Source organism: Enterobacter sp. BIDMC93, assembly GCF_001037805.1.
Lineage (GTDB): Bacteria > Pseudomonadota > Gammaproteobacteria > Enterobacterales > Enterobacteriaceae > Enterobacter > Enterobacter hormaechei_C.
The window spans coordinates 3,499,054-3,519,418 of the sequence record NZ_KQ089962.1 but is presented as its reverse complement, the minus strand read 5'-3'; the positions used below and the strand labels follow the sequence as shown (position 1 = coordinate 3,519,418).

Sequence of the window (20,365 nt, the reverse complement as noted above, 5' to 3'; positions counted from 1 at the left end):
ACTATGCATGATTATTGCATATCTTCAGGCTGCACAGTTTTGGTTCGTTTGTTAACGAACTTTCAGAAGGAATAACAATATGATCGCCTTGAATAAAAAATGGTTATCGGGTCTGGTTGCGGGTGCACTGATGGCCGTCTCTGCCGGCACGCTCGCTGCGGAACAAAAAACGCTGCACGTCTATAACTGGTCTGACTATATTGCGCCGGACACCGTCGCGAATTTTGAAAAAGAGACCGGCATTAAGGTTGTCTACGACGTATTCGATTCCAACGAAGTGCTGGAAGGCAAACTGATGGCGGGCAGCACCGGTTTCGATCTGGTGGTGCCGTCGGCAAGCTTCCTGGAGCGTCAGCTGACCGCCGGTGTCTTCCAGCCGCTGGACAAGAGCAAATTACCGAACTGGAAGAACCTCGATCCGGACGTGCTGAAGCTGGTGGCGAAGCACGATCCGGAGAATAAATACGCGATGCCTTACCTGTGGGCGACAACCGGTATTGGCTATAACGTGGATAAAGTCAAAGCGGCGCTGGGCCCGGACGTCAAGCTGGACAGCTGGGACGTGGTGCTGAAGCCGGAAAACCTCGAGAAGCTGAAAAGCTGCGGCGTCTCTTTCCTCGATGCGCCGGAAGAGATTTTCGCCACCGTGCTTAACTATCTCGGCAAAGATCCAAACAGCAGCAAGGCCGACGACTACACCGGTCCGGCGACCGACCTGCTCCTGAAGCTGCGTCCGAATATTCGCTACTTCCACTCCTCTCAGTACATCAACGACCTGGCTAACGGGGATATCTGCGTGGCCATCGGCTGGGCGGGCGATGTCTGGCAGGCGGCGAACCGCGCGAAAGAGGCCAAAAACGGCGTGAATGTTTCCTACTTCATTCCGAAGGAGGGGGCGCTGGCGTTCTTCGACGTCTTCGCGATGCCGGCTGATGCGAAAAATAAAGAGGAAGCGTATCAATTCCTCAACTACCTGATGCGTCCGGAGGTGATTGCCCACATCAGCGACCATGTCTACTACGCCAACGGTAACAAGGCCTCCGTGCCGCTGGTGAGCGAAGAAATCCGCAATAATCCGGCGATCTATCCGCCAGCCGATGTGTTTGCCAAGCTCTTCACCCTGAAAGTGCAGGAACCGAAAATTGACCGTGTGCGTACCCGCGCGTGGACCAAGGTGAAAAGCGGTAAGTAACGGCGTTTGATATCGTTGCCCGGTGGCGCTGTCGCTTACCGGGCCGACAGATCCCGTAGGCCGGGCAAGCGTTAGCGCCGCCCGGCGATGCGCACCCTGACGGTGCGTTTGCACCAGTGTTGATCTATGCCGGAGAGCACCCCGTGAATGACGCGATCCCCCGCCCGCAGGCGAAAGTCCGTAAAGCGCTGACCCCGCTTCTTGAAATTCGTAACCTCACCAAATCCTTCGACGGCCAGCATGCCGTGGACGATGTCAGCCTGACGATCTACAAAGGTGAAATTTTTGCTTTGCTCGGCGCATCGGGCTGCGGCAAATCAACACTGCTGCGTATGCTGGCAGGCTTTGAACAGCCTACCGCCGGGCAGATCGTGCTGGATGGGGTAGACCTCTCCAGCGTGCCGCCGTACCAGCGGCCCATAAACATGATGTTCCAGTCCTATGCCCTGTTCCCGCACATGACCGTTGAGCAGAACATCGCCTTCGGCCTGAAGCAGGACAAACTGCCGAAAGCCGAAATCACCGCGCGCGTGGCAGAGATGCTGAGCCTGGTGCATATGCAGGAGTTTGCGAAGCGTAAGCCGCATCAGCTTTCCGGCGGCCAGCGTCAGCGCGTGGCGCTGGCAAGAAGTCTGGCGAAGCGTCCAAAATTATTACTGCTCGACGAGCCGATGGGCGCGCTGGATAAAAAGCTGCGCGACCGGATGCAGCTGGAAGTGGTGGATATCCTCGAGCGCGTGGGGGTGACCTGCGTGATGGTGACTCATGACCAGGAAGAGGCGATGACCATGGCCGGGCGCATTGCGATCATGAATCGCGGTAAGTTCGTGCAGATCGGCGAGCCGGAAGAGATCTACGAACACCCGACAACCCGCTACAGCGCGGAGTTCATCGGCTCGGTGAACGTCTTCGAAGGGCTACTGAAGGAACGCCAGGACGACGGTCTGGTGATTGAATCGCCGGGGCTGGTGCACCCGCTGAAGGTTGATTCTGATAACTCCGTGGTGGACAACGTGCCGGTTTACGTTGCCCTGCGCCCGGAAAAAATCATGCTTTGCGATGAGCCGCCCACCGATGGCTATAACTTTGCCGTGGGCGAAGTGGTACACATTGCCTATCTCGGCGATCTGTCGATTTACCATGTGCGCCTGAAAAGCGGCCAGATGCTCAGCGCCCAGTTACAGAACGAACATCGTTATCGCAAGGGACAGCCAACCTGGGGCGACGAAGTGAGCCTCTGCTGGGATGCGGACAGTTGCGTAGTCCTGACGGTATAAGGAGCGGTCATGAGCACATTTGAACCACCAGCCCGCGTCAAAAAACCGGGCGGTTTCGCGCTCTGGCTGGCGCGCATGCAGATGGCGCATGGCCGCAAGCTGGTCATCGCCATGCCCTATATCTGGCTGATCCTGCTGTTTCTGCTGCCGTTCCTGATCGTCTTTAAGATCAGCCTGGCGGAGATGGCGCGGGCGATCCCACCGTATACCGATCTGTGGGAGTGGGCCGACGGGCAGCTGACGCTGACCTTAAACCTCGGCAATTTCCTGCAACTGACCGACGATCCGCTCTATTTCGAAGCCTATTTGCAGTCGTTACAGGTTGCGGCTATTTCTACGATTTGCTGCTTGTTGATGGGCTACCCGCTGGCGTGGGCAGTGGCGCACAGCAAGCCGTCGACGCGAAATATTTTACTGCTGTTGGTCATTTTACCGTCGTGGACGTCGTTCCTGATCCGCGTGTACGCGTGGATGGGGGTCCTGAAGAATAACGGCATATTGAATAATTTCCTGCTGTGGCTTGGGGTCATCGACCAGCCGCTGACGATCCTGCACACCAACCTTGCGGTGTATATCGGGATTGTCTATGCCTATCTGCCGTTTATGGTGCTGCCGATCTATACGGCGCTGACGCGAATCGATTACTCGCTGGTGGAAGCCTCGCTGGATCTCGGCGCACGCCCGTTGAAGACTTTTTTCAGCGTCATTGTGCCGCTCACCAAAGGCGGGATCATCGCCGGATCGATGCTGGTGTTTATCCCGGCGGTCGGGGAGTTTGTGATCCCGGAACTGCTCGGCGGCCCGGACAGCATCATGATTGGCCGCGTGCTGTGGCAGGAGTTCTTCAATAACCGCGACTGGCCGGTGGCCTCGGCGGTGGCGATCGTCATGTTACTGCTGCTGATCGTGCCGATCATGTGGTTCCACAAACATCAGCAGAAACAGATGGGAGACCACGGATGAACAACTTACCGGTAGTACGCTCCCCGTGGCGAATTGCGATCCTGATTATCGGCTTTACCTTCCTGTATGCGCCAATGCTGATGCTGGTGATCTACTCGTTCAACAGCTCTAAGCTGGTCACCGTCTGGGCGGGCTGGTCGACGCGCTGGTACAGCGAGCTGTTCCACGATGATGCGATGATGAGCGCGGTGGGGCTGAGCCTGACCATTGCGGCGCTGGCGGCGACGATGGCCTGCGTGCTGGGCACTATCGCCGCGCTGGTGATGGTGCGCTTTGGCCGTTTCCGCGGGGCGAATGGTTTCGCGTTTATGATCACCGCCCCGCTGGTTATGCCGGACGTCATCACCGGCCTGTCGCTGCTGCTGCTGTTTGTCGCGCTGGCGCACGCCATCGGCTGGCCAGCGGATCGCGGGATGCTCACCATCTGGCTGGCACATGTCACCTTCTGTACGGCGTATGTGGCGGTGGTGATCTCCTCGCGGCTGCGCGAGCTGGATCGCTCCATTGAAGAGGCGGCGATGGATCTCGGCGCAACGCCGCTGAAGGTCTTTTTCATCATCACGCTGCCGATGATTATGCCAGCAGTGATCTCCGGCTGGCTGCTGGCGTTCACGCTCTCGCTCGACGATCTGGTTATCGCCAGCTTTGTGTCGGGGCCGGGCGCGACGACGCTGCCGATGCTGGTCTTCTCCAGCGTGCGGATGGGGGTGAATCCGGAGATCAACGCCCTGGCGTCCATCATCCTTGGCGTGGTCGGAATTGTCGGATTTATCGCCTGGTATTTGATGGCGCGCGCGGAAAAACAGCGTGTGCGCGATATCCAGCGTGCAAGACGCGGCTGAAGGAATTACTATTTCCAGTGATGTGCCGCGTATGACGCGGCACTGTTTTTCAGGGAAGTAAAAACATTGGGATTCTTACAAAAAACACGTCATTCGCACGCTCGTCCGAACGTCCCTGCACTGGTGCAGGTGGCGGCGCTCGCCATTATTATGATCCGCTGCCTGGATGTGCTGATGATAATGAACACGCTGGGTCCGCGCGGAATGGGGGAATTTATTCACCGCAGCGCGCAGACGTGGAATCTGACGCTGGTGTTTCTCAGCAGCCTGATGCTGGTGTTTATTGAGATCTACTGTGCGTTCTCGCTGGTGAAAGGACGTAACTGGGCGCGCTGGGTGTATCTGCTTACGCAGATCACCGCCGCAGGCTACCTGTGGGCCGCCTCGCTGGGCTATGGCTATCCGGAGCTGTTCAGCATACCCGGTGAGTCGCGACGCGAGATTTTCCATTCACTGGTGATGCAAAAACTGCCGGATATGCTGGTGCTCTGCCTGCTTTATCTCCCGGCTTCCAGTCGGCGGTTCTTCCGCCTGCAATAATGTGTATAATCGCAGCCCTCGTGTTTCTTAAGGTTTTCATATGCAGTGCGCACTCTATGACGCCGGACGCTGCCGCTCCTGTCAGTGGATAGAACAACCGGTATCTCAACAACTCACCGCCAAAATGGCCGACCTGCAACAGCTGCTGACAGCACATGCGGTGGGCGAGTGGTGCGCACCCGTCAGTGGCCCGGAACAGGGCTTTCGCAATAAAGCCAAAATGGTGGTCAGCGGCAGCGTTGAAAAGCCGCTGCTGGGGATGCTGCACCGCGACGGCACCCCGGAAGATTTAACCGACTGCCCGCTATATCCCGCCTCGTTTGAGCCGGTGTTTAGCGCGCTGAAGCCGTTTATCGCCCGGGCGGGGTTAACGCCCTATAACGTTGCCCGCAGGCGCGGCGAGCTGAAATACCTTTTGCTGACCGAAAGCCAGATCGACGGCGGGATGATGCTGCGCTTTGTGCTGCGTTCGGAAAACAAGCTGGAGCAGCTGCGCGCGGCGCTTCCGGGGTTGCAGGAACAGCTTCCGCAGCTCAAGGTTATCACCGCGAATATTCAGCCGGTGCATATGGCGATCATGGAAGGGGAGAAAGAGATTTTCTTCACCGAACAGCATGCGCTGGCGGAGAGCTTTAACGGCGTGCCGCTGTGGATCCGTCCGCAAAGCTTCTTTCAGACTAACCCCACCGTCGCCAGCGCGCTGTATGCCACCGCGCGCGACTGGGTGCGTGCGTTACAGGTTCATCACATGTGGGATCTGTTCTGCGGCGTCGGCGGCTTTGGCCTGCACTGTGCCACGCCAGACATGCAGCTCACCGGAATTGAGATCTCCGCCGAAGCGATTGCCTGCGCGAAGCAGTCCGCCGCAGAGCTGGGGCTGACGAATCTGCACTTCCAGGCGCTGGACTCGACCCGGTTCGCCACCGGACAGGGCAACGTGCCGGAGCTGGTGCTGGTGAACCCGCCGCGCCGGGGTATCGGCCAGGCGCTCTGCGACTACCTGAGCCAGATGGCGCCGGAGTACATTGTCTACTCCAGCTGTAACGCGCAGACCATGGCGAAGGATATCGCTCATCTACCGGGCTACCGCATTGAACGCGTGCAGCTTTTCGATATGTTCCCGCATACCGCCCATTATGAAGTGCTGACGTTGTTGGTGAAAACGCGCTAATCCTCAACATCGCCCGGTGGCGCTGCGCTTACCGGGCCTACGATCCGGAGTAGGCCGGGTAAGGCGTAGCCGCCACCCGGCTTTGTTTGCTCAACCCAGTAATGCGACTCCCGTCTCTGTTTTAAGCCAGCGTGGCGCTTTCAACTGGTCGGCAAAATAGCCTGTCAGCTCACGTTGTTAACCAAAGCGCAGGCCGGGTAAGGCGAAGCCGCCACCCGGCATAAACCCCGCACAATGTTCAACAAAATGTGAACTCTTCCCCCGCTCGAAATCAGGTAAGCTTACGTCATAACAAATGATTGAAGGCTTACCCATGAAGCAGATCCTGCTGGTAGAAGACGACCACGATATCGCGGCACTCCTGCGTCTTAATCTGGAAGATGAAGGCTACGCCATTACCCACGAGCCCGACGGGGGCAACGCCTTACAGCGTCTTGAAACACAGCCGTGGGACGCGGTGATCCTCGATCTGATGCTGCCAAATGTTGATGGTCTGGAGATTTGCCGCCGTATCCGCCAGATGACCCGCTACCTGCCCATTATCATCATTAGCGCCCGCAGCAGTGAAACTGACCGTATTACTGGCCTGGAAACAGGGGCGGATGATTATCTGGCAAAACCTTTCTCGGTGCAGGAGCTGATTGCCCGCATTAAGGCGCTGTTTCGCCGTCAGCAGGCGATGGGCCAGGCGCAGACGGACGGCATTATTCAGGCGCACGGACTGACTATCGATCCGCTGGCGCGCACCGTGCGCCTTAACGGTCAACACGTCGATCTCACCCCGCGCGAATTTGAACTGCTCTATTTCTTTGCCCGCCATCCCGGAGAGGTCTTTTCGCGGCTGGCACTGCTGGAGCAGGTATGGGGGTATCAGCACGAAGGCTACGAACACACCGTCAATACCCACATTAACCGCCTGCGCATTAAAATAGAGAAAGATGCCGCCGAGCCGGAGATCGTTCGCACCGTCTGGGGCAAAGGCTACAAATTTGCGGAGCAGAATCATGATGCGTCGCTTTAGCCTGAGCCAGCGCCTGACGCTGCTGTTTACGGCGTTACTGCTGCTCTGCGCCACCGTCGCCTGTGCGGTGCAGCTCTACAGTAGCATGCAGTACGGCAATGCGATGGTGCAGCGGCTCTCCGGTGGGCTGGCGCAGCAGATTGTGCAGCGGGAAGCGATTCTGGATGCGCAGGGCAGGGTGGATCGCAGCGCCTTAAAACCGCTGTTCGACCGGCTGATGACCTTTAATCCGAGCGTCGAGCTGTATGTTGTCTCGCCAGATGGCGATATCCTGGCCGATGCCGCCCCGCCGGGGCACATTCAGCGGCAAAAAATTGACCTCGTGCCGATACAGAATTTCCTCAGCGGGACGGTGATGCCGGTGTTTGGCGACGATCCCCGAAGCCAGAATAAGAAAGTCTTCAGCGCCACCCCGCTGCGGCAGGACGGTGAGCTGAAGGGGTATCTGTACATTATTTTGCAGGGGGAGGAGTCCAACGCGCTGGCGGAGATGGCCTGGCACAAAGCGCTCTGGAGTACGGCGCTGTGGTCGATGCTGCTGGTGGCGCTGTTTGGTCTGCTGGCGGGGTTGCTGCTCTGGTACTGGGTGACGCGCCCGGTTAAAGAGCTCACGCTGGACGTGGCCGGGCTGGAGCAGGACAGCATCAGCGCGATTAAGCAGCTGGCGGCCCAGCCGCTTGAGCCTGCCGGCCAGGATGAAGTGGCGATCCTGCGCAATACCTTTATCGAGCTGGCGCGCAAAATCACCTCTCAGTGGGATCGGCTGGCCGACAGCGACCGCCAGCGCCGGGAGTTTATCGCCAACATTTCGCACGACTTACGCACCCCGCTGACGTCGCTGCTGGGTTATCTGGAAACGCTGTCGCTGAAATCCGCAACGCTGTCGCCGCAGGAGCATCAGCAGTACCTCGCTACCGCGCTGCGTCAGGGGCAAAAGGTACGCCATCTGTCGCAGCAGCTGTTCGAGCTGGCGCGTCTTGAGCACGGCGGCATCAAGCCCCAGCGCGAGCGTTTTGCCATGGCTGAACTGATTTCCGACGTGGCGCAAAAGTTTGAACTCGCTGCCCGCACGCGTGAGTTAAATCTGCACATTGACGTCCCGGGTCCGCTGCCGCTGGTGTTGGCCGATGTTTCCATGATTGAACGGGTGGTGACGAATCTGCTGGATAATGCGATACGCCATACCCCAGCAGGTGGAGACATTCGTCTGGCGGTGTGGCAGGAGAACGACCGGTTACAGGTTGAAGTGGCCGACAGCGGAACGGGTGTTGATGCCGCATTACGGGACGATCTGTTCCAGCGTCCGTCAGCGTTAAATCCGCAGGCCTCGCGGGAGCACCGGGGCGGGTTAGGGTTGTTAATCGTGAAAAGAATGCTGGAGCTGCACGGCGGGGGGATCAGGCTGATGGAGTCCGTGAGCGGGGCACGGTTCAGGTTCTTTGTGCCGCTTTAAGAAATTGCCGGGTGGCGGCTTCGCCTTACCCGGCCTACAGACCACCCCCGTAGGCCAGGTCACCCGGCAAAAAAGGTTATTGCGGGAACCACTGCTCGCTGATTTTCTGGTATGTGCCGTCAGCTTTGATCGCTTTCAGCGCGCCGTTCAGTTTCTCAAGCAGAGCCTTGTTATCCGGACGCACGGCAATACCGAGGCCAGTGCCGAAATACTGCGGATCGGTCACTTTCTCCGTCGCTGTACCCAGCTGCGGGTTGGTTTTCAGCCACTCATTCACGACCGCGGTGTCGCCAAATACGCCATCAATACGGCCATTTTTCAGGTCGATAATGGCGTTCTGGTAGCTGTCGTAGGCCACGGTTTTCACTTCAGGATGCTTGTCCTGGAGGTATTTCTGGTGCGTGGTGCCGTTCTCCATGCCGATGCGTTTGCCTTTCAGCTCGTCGAAAGATTTATAAGCCCCTTTCTTCGCAATCACCACCGCAGAGTTCGCGTAGTACGGGTCGGTGAACGCGACCTGCTTGCTGCGCTCTGGCGTGATGTCCATGCCGGAGATCACCGCGTCGTACTTTTTAAATTTCAGGGACGGGATCAGGCTGTCAAATGCGTGGTTAGTAAAGGTGCAGTCGGCCTGCATCTGCTTGCACAGCGCTTTCGCCAGGTCGATGTCGAAGCCGACGATCTGGTTGCTTGCATCCAGCGATTCAAACGGCGGATAGGTGGCAGAAACGCCGAAATTGATTTTATCGGCGGCGGATGCGCCAGCGGCGAAGGTTGCGAGTAATGCGGCCAGAACTAACTTGTTCATTGTAATGCTCCCGTCTGTCAATCTTGTCATTATGCGCCGTGTCTGCGGCATGGATGTACAATGCCACTCAATGAATTTATATGCAATAAATATGATTAAATATTATTTAATGCATAAAAAAATGCGGGTAACCCATCAGGTTACCCGCACTACGAAAATAGCTTTATGCATTAAGTCGATTAATTTCTGCGCTCAAACGCCAGCGCCTTACGCTCGATAAGACGCATCATCAGGGTCAGCAGACCGTTGACCACCAGATAGACCAGACCCGCCGCACCGAACACCATCACGTCGTAGGTGCGTCCGTACAGCAGCTGTCCGTGGCCCATCACTTCCATCAGGGTGATGGTGTAGGCCAGAGAGGTACTTTTGAACACCAGAACGACTTCGTTGGAATAGGAAGAGAGCGCGCGCTTAAAGGCGTAGGGCAGCAGGATCGCCAGCGTATCCTTCTTGCTCATGCCCAGCGCCCCGCAGGACTGCCACTGGCCTTCCGGGATCGCGCGAATGGCGCCGTAGAACAGCTGCGAGGTATAGGCCGCGCTGTTCAGGGAGAGGGCAATCAGGGCGCAGAGCCATGGCTCAGAGAGCATATGCCAGATAACCGGATATTCCTGTAACGACGGGAACTGGCCCGGGCCGTAGTAAATCAGGAAGATCTGCACCAGCAGCGGCGTTCCGGTGAAGAGCGTAATGTAGCCACGTACAATCCACACCAGCACCGGCGTTTTCAGCGTCAGGACGATGGTGAAGATCAGCGCCAGGATCAGCGCCACGATGATAGACGCGACGGTCAGCGTCAGGCTGGTGTGCAGCCCTTTCATCAGTTCGGGTAAATAATCCAGCATCAGCCTGGTCTCCGTTCAAAACGCGTTGCGCGCAGATCAATACGCTTCAGAACGTACTGGCTCAGCAACGTGATCACCAGGTAGATCGCCGCCGCCACAATGTACCAGGTAAACGGCTCCTGGGTACGGGTGGCAATACTTTTGGTTTGCAGCATCAAATCGTTCACGCTGATCAGGCTCACCAGCGCGGTATCTTTCAGCAGTACCAGCCACTGGTTACCCAGCCCTGGCAGGGCATGACGCCACATCTGCGGCATCACGAGGCGGAAGAAGATCGCCGCTTTCGACAGACCCAGCGCCTGGCCGGATTCCCATTGACCCTGCGGTACCGCTTTCAGCGCGCCGCGCAGCGTTTGTGACGCATAGGCCGAATAGAGCAGGGAGAGCGCAATCACGCCGCACAGGAACGGGCTGACGTCGAAGTTCTCAATCTGCATCTGCACCGGGATCTGCGCAAAGCCGAGATTAATCGTGAAGCCGTCCGACAGCGTTAACAGCAGCTGTGAGGAGCCGAAATAGATAAACAGGACCACCAGAATTTCCGGCAGTCCACGCAGCACAGTCACCAGCGCTGAACCGAGCCATGCGACAGGGCGCCACTTAACGGACTCCCACACCGCAAAGAACATCGCCAGTGCGAGGCCGATAATCAGTGCACAAACGGCAAGGCCGACGGTCATCCCGGCGGCGCTTGCTAAAGGAAAAATTTCATTCATCAGGAATTACTTCTGGAACCATTTTTTGTAGATGGTTTCGTAGGTGCCGTCTTTCTTCACTTTTTCCAGCGCAGCGTTGAATTTCTGCTGCAACTCGGTATTGCCCTGACGTACGGCAATACCCAGACCTGTACCGAAGTAGTCTTTATCGGTCACCTTGTCACCCACGGCGGCCAGCTTGTCGTTCGCTTTCAGCCATTCAGTCACGACAGCCGTGTCCCCGAACACCGCATCGATACGACCGTTTTGCAGGTCTAGCTTCGCATTCTGGTAGCTGTCATACGGCACGGTGGTGATTTCCGGATGCTTATCCATGATGAATTTCTGGTGCGTGGTGCCGTTCTGCACGCCGACTTTCTTGCCTTTCAGCAGGTCAACGGAGGCGTATTTACCTTTCTGACCGATGAACAGGGCCGAGTTGTCATAGTAAGGGGTGGTGAACAGAACCTGCTTTTCACGCTCAGGCGTGATGTCCATACCGGCCATCACGGCGTCGATACGGCGGAACTTCAGGCTTGGGATCAGGCTGTCGAACGCCTGGTTGCTGAAGGTACAGGTCGCGTCGATCTCTTTACACAGGGCATTTGCCAGGTCCACGTCGAAGCCAACAATCTTGTTGTTCGCATCAATGGATTCAAACGGAGGGTAGGACGCTTCAGTGGCGAAACGGATGGTCTGGGCTGCGGTAGCGGAAAGGCTGACGCTAGCAAGCAGCGCGGCAATCAATACTTTTTTCATTATAGTTTCCCTAACACATCAGTGTGATAAGTAGTTTTTGAAGGCATCGGTTTGCGGGTTAGTGAAGCAGCTCGCGTCACCCTGCTCAACGATATACCCGTTTTCCATATAGACCACGCGGCTGGCGGTTTTGCGCGCCACTTCCACCTCGTGGGTCACGATGACCTGGGTAATGTTGGTTTCCGCCAGCTCACGAATGATGCTCACGATCTGGGCGGTAATTTCCGGGTCCAGCGCCGCGGTTGGCTCGTCAAACAGCAGCACCGCCGGCTCCATCATCAGCGCACGGGCGATCGCCACACGCTGTTGCTGACCACCAGAGAGGTGTAAAGGATACCGGTCGCTGTACGGTTTCAGACGCAGACGTTCCAGCAGCTTTTCCGCACGCGCCATCGCCTGGTCTTTGCTTAAGCCAAGCACGCGGCACGGGGCTTCAATCAGGTTTTGCACCACCGTCAGATGCGGCCAGAGATTGTATTGCTGGAAAACCATGCCCACGTTTTGACGCAGTTCACGAATCGCTTTATCAGACGGGGTTTTCGCGAAGTCAAAATGGTTACCGGCGATGGCCAGTGTCCCCGAACGGGGCATTTCAAGCAGATTAAGAACACGCAGAAGGGAGCTTTTTCCCGCGCCGCTTGGGCCGAGCAAAACCAGCGTTTCGCCCTCCGGGCAACTCAGCGTAATGTCGAACAGCGCCTGGTGTGCGCCGTAGAAGCAGTTAATGCCGTTTAGTTTAATACTCATCGGGGCAGTCTTTACTCATCCAGGCAATCTATAGCAATTGAGGCCGCAGATAGTACCGTTGACAGAATAGTTATGCAATATTTCTGCGTTAAAAGTTAAATATAACCCGTGTTTCCTCTTAAACATAGCACAAAATAGCGACGGGAAAGGGGGGCGAGTATAAATGTCGGCATTCCGCAGGAAATGCCGGACATTTTACGGGGTTAACGTTTATTGAACGGAGGCGTTAGCGGTTCTCGATCGACTGGCGAAGGGTGCCCGCCGGGGCATGAACGCTGCCGCCAATGTAGCGCACATCGTCTATTGCCCAGCACTGGCCTTCACGGATCATCAGCACCTCATCCTGCCAGGTTTGCGTCCCCTGGGTGAGCTTCACGCGCAGGGGAATATTGCGTGCGTCGGTATTCGGTATGGTGGACGCGCTGGCGACGTCGGCGCTGTCCGGCAGCGTGGCGCGGCTGGAGAACGGATCGGATGACAGCAGGGCGTTGTGCTGCGGATCGCGCGAAGCGTCGGTGAGCAGTTTCGCCAGATTATCGCTCAGGTACGGGCGCAGGGCGGTCAGGTCATTACCGCGATGCTGAATACGGTAATCATAAAATTGTTGCGCCACGGCATCCGGGCCACCCTCAATACAAGGGCCGCTGCGGGTTCCGATATCCTTAAAGGCTGGCGTGACCGGCGTTGTGCAGGCGCTGAGCACCAGCGCGCATGGCACTAAAAGCGTTAAAGCAGAGTAGCGCATGTTGATTTCCTTATTTATTAACTATCCTTTCAATCATAGCGTAACGAACCGATAATGCTGTCGCTAACGCATTGAACGCTAAAGAAGGAGAGAAAGTATGCAATTTTCAACAACGCCAACCCTGGAAGGTCAACCGATTACCGAGTACTGCGGCGTGGTCACCGGTGAGGCGATTCTGGGCGCCAACATTTTCCGCGATTTCTTTGCCGGCATTCGGGATATCGTCGGCGGTCGTTCCGGCGCGTACGAGAAAGAGCTGCGTAAGGCGCGCGAGATTGCTTTTAAGGAGCTGGGCGAGCAGGCCAAAGCGCTGGGCGCGGATGCGGTGGTGGGCATTGATATCGACTACGAAACGGTCGGGAAAGATGCCAGCATGCTGATGGTGAGCGTAAGCGGTACGGCGGTGAAAACCCGTCGATGAAGCGTTCGCTCTCAACCCTCCTGCTGGCGATGTTGCTGGCAGGATGCGCCTCGGAAGAGGGCATTGTTGATAAAGGCGCGTACGAGCTGGATACGCGCCATCAGGCGCAGGCGGCCTACCCGCGTATAAAGGTGCTGGTTATTCACTACACCGCCGATGATTTCGACACCTCGCTTGCGACCCTGACCGATAAAAACGTCAGCTCTCACTATCTCATCCCCGCAAAGCCGCCAGTTCCGCAGGGCAAACCGCGTATCTGGCAGCTGGTCCCGGAGAGCGAACTGGCCTGGCATGCGGGCATCAGCTTCTGGCGTGGCACCAACCGCATAAATGATACCTCCGTCGGCATTGAGCTGGAAAACCGCGGCTGGCGGAAAACCGGTGACGTGAAAACCTTTACCCCCTTCGAACCGGGGCAAATTGCGGCGCTGATCCCGCTTGCCAGAGACATCATCGCCCGCTACGACATTAAACCGCAGAACGTGGTGGCACACTCGGATATCGCCCCGCAGCGTAAAGACGATCCTGGGCCACTGTTTCCTTGGCGCGAACTGGCGCAGCAGGGTATCGGAGCCTGGCCCGATCCGGGGCGCGTGAATTTTTATATCAACGGGCGACCGCATTATCAGCAGGTTGATACCGCAGCACTGCTCGATTTGCTGGCGCGCTACGGTTACGAGGTGCCAGAAAACAGTACGCCCGAACAGCAAAAACGCATCATCATGGTTTTCCAGATGCATTTCCGTCCGCAGTTATGGAGTGGCGTTGCAGATGTTGAAACCATGGCGATTGCTGAAGCACTTTTAGAGAAATACGGGCAGGGGTAAACCTTCGGATTACCCCCGAATGAGTATATTTTAGCAAGTTTCTATCAGATTAATCCTAAGTACAAACTCATTTCATTTTTAGTTAATTGACTTAAAATTATCCCGATTTAAGATGGACACATAGCGCGCTAAGTAATTTGGCGAATTAATAAAAAGCTTCACTCTTTTTTTGTTTATTCTTGACGTTTTCATCAGGAAAAATATTTATGGCTCGGTAACAACACCGTGGCCATGCTTTTTAAAAATCACATCTTAAATCGGGTATAACAATGTTAAGCATCTATGGAAAAAAATTACGTCCGCAACATGAAATGGAAAAGATCATTTCTGCAACCTCAGGCGTTGAAGAAAGAACGTTAAAAAAATGGCAGAAAATTTCCACCTCTGATTCCGGCTATATTCATATTATCGTCAGCGGTGAAGTCGAATTTCGACGTGAATCTGATGAACTGTGCATGTTCACCGTCACCGGGCAATGCATTTTCGGCCTGTCGTCAATGTATTACAACGCCACCCATATGTACGGCCTTGTTCGGACGAATACGGTTGTTCGCTCGATCAAGAAAGAGGTCTTCGCCCAGCTGATGACCGAAAAAAATCTGTGGCCAGAACTGACCAAAGTCCTTTCCTGGTACATCTGCATGCTGAGCAAACGTGATGATGTTCTGGTTGCCCGCAGTGCGTATTCCGTTGTCCGCGAATTTTTATATGAGATTAACGACCTGATTGTTCAACAACAGCGTGATATTAACGTTTATGATTACATTCAGGAATACACTAACCTGGCACGTAGCACTATTATTAAAATCCTCTCCGATCTGAAAAAGGGTCAATATATTGTGGTGGAAAAAGGTCGACTGCTTAACCTTACCGCACTGCCTGAAAAATATTAATACCTGCTCCCGCCGTCTCCTTTTTCACTGAAAGGAGAACGGCTATTTCCACTGTTTTTTACACTGGCTTGTGAATTATCCTGCGTTTCGTCAACCGGCGGCGCGGGAATTTTTCCTTGAGAATAATCCTGCTCCTGCTCTTTTAGCGCCTGCTTAAATAATTCTGTTAATGATGACTCTTCACTGCCCGTGCTGGCGGGAGCGTTATCGTGCTCATGCGCTTCGGTCCCGGGTAAGGTATCCCGCGAGGCGTCGTGTGGCACCGCGCCGTCGGGCGCCTGCTGCCAGTCGCCATCATCACTGTTGATCGGCAGATCCTGCATCGATGGAACATCAACTGGCACTGGCGCAGCTTTAGGCTGCGGGAACGGTTTACTCACGTACACGTAATGCATATCCGAAAGCTGCGTTTCCGGTTTAGCAACGCTGGCGTTGACCGGTTCAGGCGCCGGGTGGCGCAGGTTCCAGTAGACGTGCATATACAGGCCGACAACCAGCATGACGCAAAGCCCGACCAGCCATAACGCTGTTTTGCCGAATATGTTTTTCAGGCTGGGGAGACGGTACGAAAACCAGACCGCTTCCCCGGTTGTATAGCTGCGCTGGGCCGCAAGACAGATGGTCGACATTAGGCTTTCTTCTCCTGCATTTTCGCGTCCGGGGTGGTGCGGGTGGTCTGAATCAGTACGCCCGGCGTGCTGTTGGTCACGCGCATCAGCTGCATCAGCGTATCTTCACCGGGGATACCATCCACGTGCAGATGCATTTTTTGCTGGAACTCGCGGGTGCGTTTCATCATCTCTGTGGTCCAGATCCGGGCATGCGTTTCGGGCTGGCTCAGCGCCAGGCTTAATTGCTGATCCAGCCAGGCCATATCTTTGCTGTCGCTGGCCGCGCCGATCGCGTCTTTACCTTCCGGTGTCAGGCGGTGCAGCTGGGTGAAGTTGCCGGTCGCGTGCCGGTTAAACCAGCTGCGACTCACCTGCCAGGTCCGGTTATTCATTAACAGGTCAATGGACGTGTCCCCGACCCTGGCGACCACCGCATAGTTAAGATGGCCGCTGGTTTTCAGTTCACTGACCCACGGATACCCTTCCTGCGCCAGCGTCTCCGGCGACGCGTTCCCCTGTTTACACATCAGGTTCACTTTGGCGGCGTTCTGGCACAGCGCATCTTCGGCCGAGGCGTCATACCCCCACATGAGATACAACTGATGCATCGCATCCGGCTGATTAACTATTTCGTTGTCGATAACCGGCACTACGGGCGCTTCGACTTTTAGCGATTGCTGTTTCCAGCTGACGGGCACCGGCAGCTGGATCGGCAGGCGTGCGCCGATCGATGAGGTCAAATACCAGCCGCAGGCGGCAAACAGCACGGACGCAAACAGCCCCACGGTCGCCAGGCGCTTACCGTGTTTTTGGGCGGGCAGGATCTCTCCCGCCGCCAGACGTAAATGACGTGGGCTGACCTGCGCCGCGCGTTCCGTCCAGGCGGCGAGCATTGACAGGTGCGCCAGCGCATTCAGTTTGCTGATATTGCCTTTGGTCAGCGTGTGCATTTTGCGCACGCGGGCAGGCGGCAACGGCGAGTTTTCGCAGCCGTGTTCTTCGCACTGGGCCTGAACATAGCTCAGGTATTCGCGGCAGGTCAGGGGGCGCAGGGCATGATGCGTGTGCGTATATTCGCGCAGTTCAGGTTGCTTTAGCAGGATCTCCTGATCCGCAGTGCCCGTCAGTACCACGGCGAGCCGGAAGTTCAGCTCCTGGGCGCGCGTGAGCAGCGTTCCCAGGACTTCACGGCAGCTCTCCTTCATGGCTTCGGCATGGGCGATCGTCACTACTCTGGATTTCGCTTTCCCCTCCTGCCACTGGCGCAGGACGGCATCCACCGCCTGCATGCGATCTTTAATCGCTTTCGTTCCCGGGTTGAGTTTGTACAGCAGGCTACTGGCACTCAGTTTGGGAAACGCGTTGATGGCAAGAACGGTATGGTTGCTGGCTTTCAGCGCGTCGATGAACAGACCCAGAAGCGGAGCGTCGTCGCAAAAAAGCCCGATAATTCCCGCCAGCTGGGTTTTCTCTTTCAGCAGGTTGAACACGTCCTGATGATAAGGCACCAGAAAATCACCGGATAAACGGGTGATTGTCCTGAATGGCGGATTTTTAAAATTAAAGTGGCTCTGATACATAACGACTTACCGTCTCTGATTAGGAATAGCAACAGCAGCAGAAAGTAAGGTAATGCCCCTGAGCGGTCAATTTGCAGACAGAGTAAAAATATCCAGCCGGCTGCGCCTAACATCTGGAATTTATACGGTCAATATTTTTCTTTATGAAAGTTGGTGGCGAAGTCAGTGGTCGCGTTTGCAACAGCTTATTACTATTTTCCTCCATATTGGCGCAGTATGACGCTGCTTATTTTTGCTTTGCTATAGGCCGGATAAAAAATGAGGTTCTCATTTCTGTCACGGTGGATAACGCCTTGTATTATGTTTTTGCTGCTCATTTTTTGTGGCCAGCAAGGCTATCTCACCTTTAAAGATTATAAAAAAGTTATGAATAAGTTTGCTAATTCTGACCTACAGCCGCTGAAAAAAACGCGCGAAGACAAACCCTTCACGCTTTTTACGGCTGCCGTCCGTCAGGATAACTTATCGGCTGCGGCAAAACCCCCGCTGGCGGCGGAGATTGAAGGCATTGTGCGCAGTGATGACGCCTGGCTCTCCTTCGCTGTCATCAAAACCCCGGGCGGCCAGCGAAGCTACCGCGAGGGTGAACCGCTCGCCGGGTTTAACGACGCATTTATTCAGGAAATAAACAAAGATAATGTGGTGGTTAATTATGAAGGTGCTACGCAGGTACTGGCGTTAAATAAACCGGACTATTTTAAGGGGGGCGTGGAGAGCGGCCCGGTTACAAAATCGACGAAAGATGCTGGCGCAGAGAGTGTGCATCTTGATGATTATCTGGTGTTAAAACCCATCATTGAAAAAGGCCGACTGGAAGGCTACAGGATAAACCCAAGGAATGCCTCCGCCTTTTACAGTCAGTCAGGTCTGGAAAAAGGCGATGTGGCGATTCAGGTTAACTCTGTCGATATGACCGATGAAGCAAAAGCGAAAAGCATTATTGCCAACTGGTCGAAAATGAAAGAAGCGGAGGTCATCGTACGACGTCACGCTCACCTTGAAAATATTCGGGTTAATGTTCTAAACAATTAATAAGTGTGCAGACATGAAAAAATTTCCCTGGGCGTGCGTGGCGCTGACCGCATTGTCGTTATATTCCAGTTCGCTGCTTGCAGCTAACTTTAGCGCAAGTTTTAAAAATACTGATATTCGCGAGTTTATCGATACGGTAGGTCGCAATCTCAACAAAACTATTCTGGTCGATCCGTCCGTCCAGGGAACCGTCTCGGTCAGAACCTACAACGTGCTGACGGAGGATGAGTATTACCAGTTCTTCCTGAGCGTGCTGGATCTCTACGGCCTGTCGGTGATCCCGATGGACAACGGCATGGTCAAAGTGGTGCGCTCAAGCGTAGCGCGTACCGCCGGTGCGCCGCTGGCAGACAGCAAGAACCCGGGCAAAGGTGACGAGATTATCACCCGCGTGGTGCGTATGGAAAACGTACCCGTTCGCGAGCTGGCCCCGCTGCTGCGTCAGCTCAACGATGCCACCGGCATCGGGAATGTGGTCCACTTTGAGCCGTCCAACGTCCTGCTGTTAACCGGTAAAGCCTCGGTGGTGAACCGCCTGGTGGATCTGGTTCAGCGCGTCGATAAAGACGGTATTCAGCGCCGCGAAATCATCCCGCTGCGCTTTGCCTCTGCCAAAGAGCTTTCGGATATGTTGAATAACCTCAACAACGAAGAGCAGAAGGGGCAGAATGCGCCGCAGCTGGCGACCAAGGTGGTGGCGGATGACGAAACCAATAGCCTGGTGATCAGCGGCTCGGAAGATGCGCGCGCGCGTACCCGTTCCCTTATCCATCAGCTGGATCGCGAGCAGAATAACGAGGGGAACACCCGCGTCTTCTACCTCAAATATGCCAGCGCCACCAAAGTGGTACCGGTGCTGACGGGGATTGGCGAGCAGCTGAAAGACAAGCCGGGCGCGGCCAAAGCGAAAACCGCGAGCGCCTCAACAGACCTGAACATTACCGCCGACGAGTCGACCAACTCCCTGGTGATCACCGCGCAGCCTAACGTGATGAACTCCCTGGAGAAGGTGATCGACAAGCTGGATATTCGCCGTCCGCAGGTGCTGGTGGAAGCGATCATTGCCGAAGTGCAGGACGGCAACGGCCTGGATCTTGGCGTGCAGTGGACGAGCAAGCACGGCGGCGTGCAGTTTGGCGCTACCGGCCTGCCAATCAGCCAGATTAAAAATGGCACCATGAAAGGGGCGAGCTTCACGGGCCTTGCGACCGGCTTCTTTAACGGTGATTTCGGTGCGCTGGTGACCGCGCTCTCCACCGACGGTAAAAACGACATCCTCTCCACGCCAAGCGTGGTCACGCTGGATAATAAAGAAGCGTCGTTCAACGTCGGTCAGGATGTGCCGGTGCTTTCCGGTTCGCAAACCACCAGCGGCGACAACGTCTTTAACTCGGTTGAGCGTAAAACCGTGGGGACCAAGCTGAAGATTGTGCCGCAAATCAACGATGGCGACATGATCCACCTGAAGATTGAGCAGGAAGTATCCAGCGTCGACAACAGCGCAACGGAAGATTCCAGCCTCGGCCCAACCTTCAACACGCGCACGATTAATAACGAAGTGATGGTCCACAGTGGCCAGACGGTGGTGCTCGGCGGCCTGATGGAAAATGTGACCAAACAGTCGGTCTCCAAAGTGCCGCTGCTCGGCGATATCCCGCTGGTCGGGCAGCTGTTCCGCTACACCTCGCAGGATACCTCTAAACGCAACCTGATGGTGTTTATTCATACCACCGTCCTGCGTGACGACGACAACTACAGCGCAGCCTCGAAAGAGAAATACGACCAGATCCGGGTGCGCCAGATGCAGCGCGTGGAAGAGAAAAAGCTCGGTATTGTCGAGCCGAGCGACAACGCCGTACTGCCAGCGTTTCCTGCCGCCAGCACTGCACCCGTGAAAACCCACGCGGCACGCAATCCGTTTAAAGAGTAAGGCGGAGGGG

The 20,365-nt window shown here is 55.8% G+C and carries 21 protein-coding genes; 13 read left to right on the top strand and 8 right to left on the bottom strand.

The window, feature by feature from the left end:
• Positions 1 to 79 precede the first annotated feature (79 nt).
• From potF to SK58_RS16430, 8 genes are all read left to right on the top strand, one after another.
• Positions 80 to 1,192 carry a spermidine/putrescine ABC transporter substrate-binding protein PotF gene (gene potF / locus SK58_RS16470; protein ID WP_015571013.1) on the top strand — a complete coding sequence of 371 codons (1,113 nt, stop codon included), beginning with the start codon at positions 80 to 82 and terminating at the stop codon, positions 1,190 to 1,192.
• A 143-nt stretch (positions 1,193 to 1,335) separates the two neighbouring features.
• A complete protein-coding gene (potG, locus tag SK58_RS16465) occupies positions 1,336 to 2,469 on the top strand; it encodes a putrescine ABC transporter ATP-binding subunit PotG (protein ID WP_047735313.1) in 1,134 nt (377 codons plus the stop codon).
• 9 nt (positions 2,470 to 2,478) lie between these two features.
• Positions 2,479 to 3,432 carry a putrescine ABC transporter permease PotH gene (gene potH, locus SK58_RS16460; RefSeq protein WP_048220210.1) on the top strand — a complete coding sequence of 318 codons (954 nt, stop codon included), beginning with the start codon at positions 2,479 to 2,481 and terminating at the stop codon, positions 3,430 to 3,432.
• Complete coding sequence (gene potI, locus SK58_RS16455; protein WP_003858378.1) at positions 3,429 to 4,274, top strand: putrescine ABC transporter permease PotI; 846 nt, start codon at positions 3,429 to 3,431, stop codon at positions 4,272 to 4,274. The genes potH and potI overlap by 4 nt, the downstream gene beginning before the upstream one ends.
• 42 nt (positions 4,275 to 4,316) lie before the next feature.
• Positions 4,317 to 4,814, top strand: a complete 498-nt coding sequence (locus SK58_RS16450) for a YbjO family protein (protein WP_085929694.1) — start codon at positions 4,317 to 4,319, stop codon at positions 4,812 to 4,814.
• A gap of 40 nt (positions 4,815 to 4,854) precedes the next feature.
• Positions 4,855 to 5,985 carry a 23S rRNA (uracil(747)-C(5))-methyltransferase RlmC gene (gene rlmC / locus SK58_RS16445; protein WP_017693730.1) on the top strand — a complete coding sequence of 377 codons (1,131 nt, stop codon included), beginning with the start codon at positions 4,855 to 4,857 and terminating at the stop codon, positions 5,983 to 5,985.
• A 313-nt stretch (positions 5,986 to 6,298) separates the two neighbouring features.
• Positions 6,299 to 7,006, top strand: a complete 708-nt coding sequence (locus SK58_RS16435; RefSeq protein ID WP_022650690.1) for a response regulator transcription factor — start codon at positions 6,299 to 6,301, stop codon at positions 7,004 to 7,006.
• Entirely contained in the window at positions 6,990 to 8,459 is a 1,470-nt protein-coding gene (locus SK58_RS16430) for a sensor histidine kinase (protein WP_048220209.1), read from the top strand. Before SK58_RS16435 ends, SK58_RS16430 begins: the two co-directional genes overlap by 17 nt.
• A gap of 76 nt (positions 8,460 to 8,535) precedes the next feature.
• Here SK58_RS16430 and artJ read toward each other — a convergent pair whose 3' ends face one another.
• From artJ to SK58_RS16400, 6 genes are all read right to left on the bottom strand, one after another.
• Positions 8,536 to 9,267 (bottom strand): arginine ABC transporter substrate-binding protein ArtJ, encoded by a 732-nt coding sequence (artJ, locus tag SK58_RS16425; protein WP_048220208.1) that lies wholly within the window; start codon positions 9,265 to 9,267, stop codon positions 8,536 to 8,538.
• A 179-nt stretch (positions 9,268 to 9,446) separates the two neighbouring features.
• Positions 9,447 to 10,115, bottom strand: coding sequence for an arginine ABC transporter permease ArtM (artM, locus tag SK58_RS16420; protein WP_048220207.1), 669 nt, complete (start codon positions 10,113 to 10,115; stop codon positions 9,447 to 9,449).
• The gene (artQ, locus tag SK58_RS16415) at positions 10,115 to 10,831 is read right to left on the bottom strand and encodes an arginine ABC transporter permease ArtQ (protein WP_048220206.1); all 717 of its coding nucleotides are present in this window, start codon (positions 10,829 to 10,831) and stop codon (positions 10,115 to 10,117) included. Before artQ ends, artM begins: the two co-directional genes overlap by 1 nt.
• Before the next feature lie 6 nt (positions 10,832 to 10,837).
• Positions 10,838 to 11,569: an arginine ABC transporter substrate-binding protein ArtI gene (gene artI, locus SK58_RS16410; protein WP_006174322.1), complete on the bottom strand. Its 732-nt coding sequence runs from the start codon at positions 11,567 to 11,569 to the stop codon at positions 10,838 to 10,840.
• Positions 11,570 to 11,587: 18 nt separating this feature from the next.
• Positions 11,588 to 12,316: an arginine ABC transporter ATP-binding protein ArtP gene (artP, locus tag SK58_RS16405; protein WP_006809439.1), complete on the bottom strand. Its 729-nt coding sequence runs from the start codon at positions 12,314 to 12,316 to the stop codon at positions 11,588 to 11,590.
• Positions 12,317 to 12,542: 226 nt separating this feature from the next.
• Positions 12,543 to 13,061 carry a lipoprotein gene (locus SK58_RS16400; protein ID WP_015571007.1) on the bottom strand — a complete coding sequence of 173 codons (519 nt, stop codon included), beginning with the start codon at positions 13,059 to 13,061 and terminating at the stop codon, positions 12,543 to 12,545.
• Positions 13,062 to 13,158: 97 nt separating this feature from the next.
• Between SK58_RS16400 and SK58_RS16395 the strand changes: the two genes are divergently transcribed.
• From SK58_RS16395 to SK58_RS16385, 3 genes are all read left to right on the top strand, one after another.
• Positions 13,159 to 13,482: a heavy metal-binding domain-containing protein gene (locus tag SK58_RS16395; RefSeq protein WP_006174327.1), complete on the top strand. Its 324-nt coding sequence runs from the start codon at positions 13,159 to 13,161 to the stop codon at positions 13,480 to 13,482.
• Positions 13,479 to 14,309, top strand: a complete 831-nt coding sequence (locus tag SK58_RS16390; RefSeq protein ID WP_048220205.1) for an N-acetylmuramoyl-L-alanine amidase — start codon at positions 13,479 to 13,481, stop codon at positions 14,307 to 14,309. The genes SK58_RS16395 and SK58_RS16390 overlap by 4 nt, the downstream gene beginning before the upstream one ends.
• Before the next feature lie 269 nt (positions 14,310 to 14,578).
• Positions 14,579 to 15,202 carry a helix-turn-helix domain-containing protein gene (locus SK58_RS16385; RefSeq protein ID WP_017693726.1) on the top strand — a complete coding sequence of 208 codons (624 nt, stop codon included), beginning with the start codon at positions 14,579 to 14,581 and terminating at the stop codon, positions 15,200 to 15,202.
• Here the strand turns inward: SK58_RS16385 and SK58_RS16380 are convergent.
• Positions 15,199 to 15,831, bottom strand: a complete 633-nt coding sequence (locus SK58_RS16380) for a hypothetical protein (protein ID WP_048220204.1) — start codon at positions 15,829 to 15,831, stop codon at positions 15,199 to 15,201. The genes SK58_RS16385 and SK58_RS16380 overlap by 4 nt on opposite strands.
• Positions 15,831 to 17,393, bottom strand: a complete 1,563-nt coding sequence (locus tag SK58_RS16375; RefSeq protein ID WP_047733066.1) for an ExeA family protein — start codon at positions 17,391 to 17,393, stop codon at positions 15,831 to 15,833. The genes SK58_RS16380 and SK58_RS16375 overlap by 1 nt, the downstream gene beginning before the upstream one ends.
• 300 nt (positions 17,394 to 17,693) lie before the next feature.
• Between SK58_RS16375 and gspC the strand changes: the two genes are divergently transcribed.
• Together gspC and gspD are read left to right on the top strand one after the other, a co-directional pair.
• Positions 17,694 to 18,425 (top strand): type II secretion system protein GspC, encoded by a 732-nt coding sequence (gene gspC / locus SK58_RS16370; RefSeq protein ID WP_047733068.1) that lies wholly within the window; start codon positions 17,694 to 17,696, stop codon positions 18,423 to 18,425.
• Between the two features lie 13 nt (positions 18,426 to 18,438).
• Positions 18,439 to 20,355 (top strand): type II secretion system secretin GspD, encoded by a 1,917-nt coding sequence (gene gspD, locus SK58_RS16365; RefSeq protein ID WP_015571003.1) that lies wholly within the window; start codon positions 18,439 to 18,441, stop codon positions 20,353 to 20,355.
• The last annotated feature ends 10 nt before the right edge of the window (positions 20,356 to 20,365 follow it).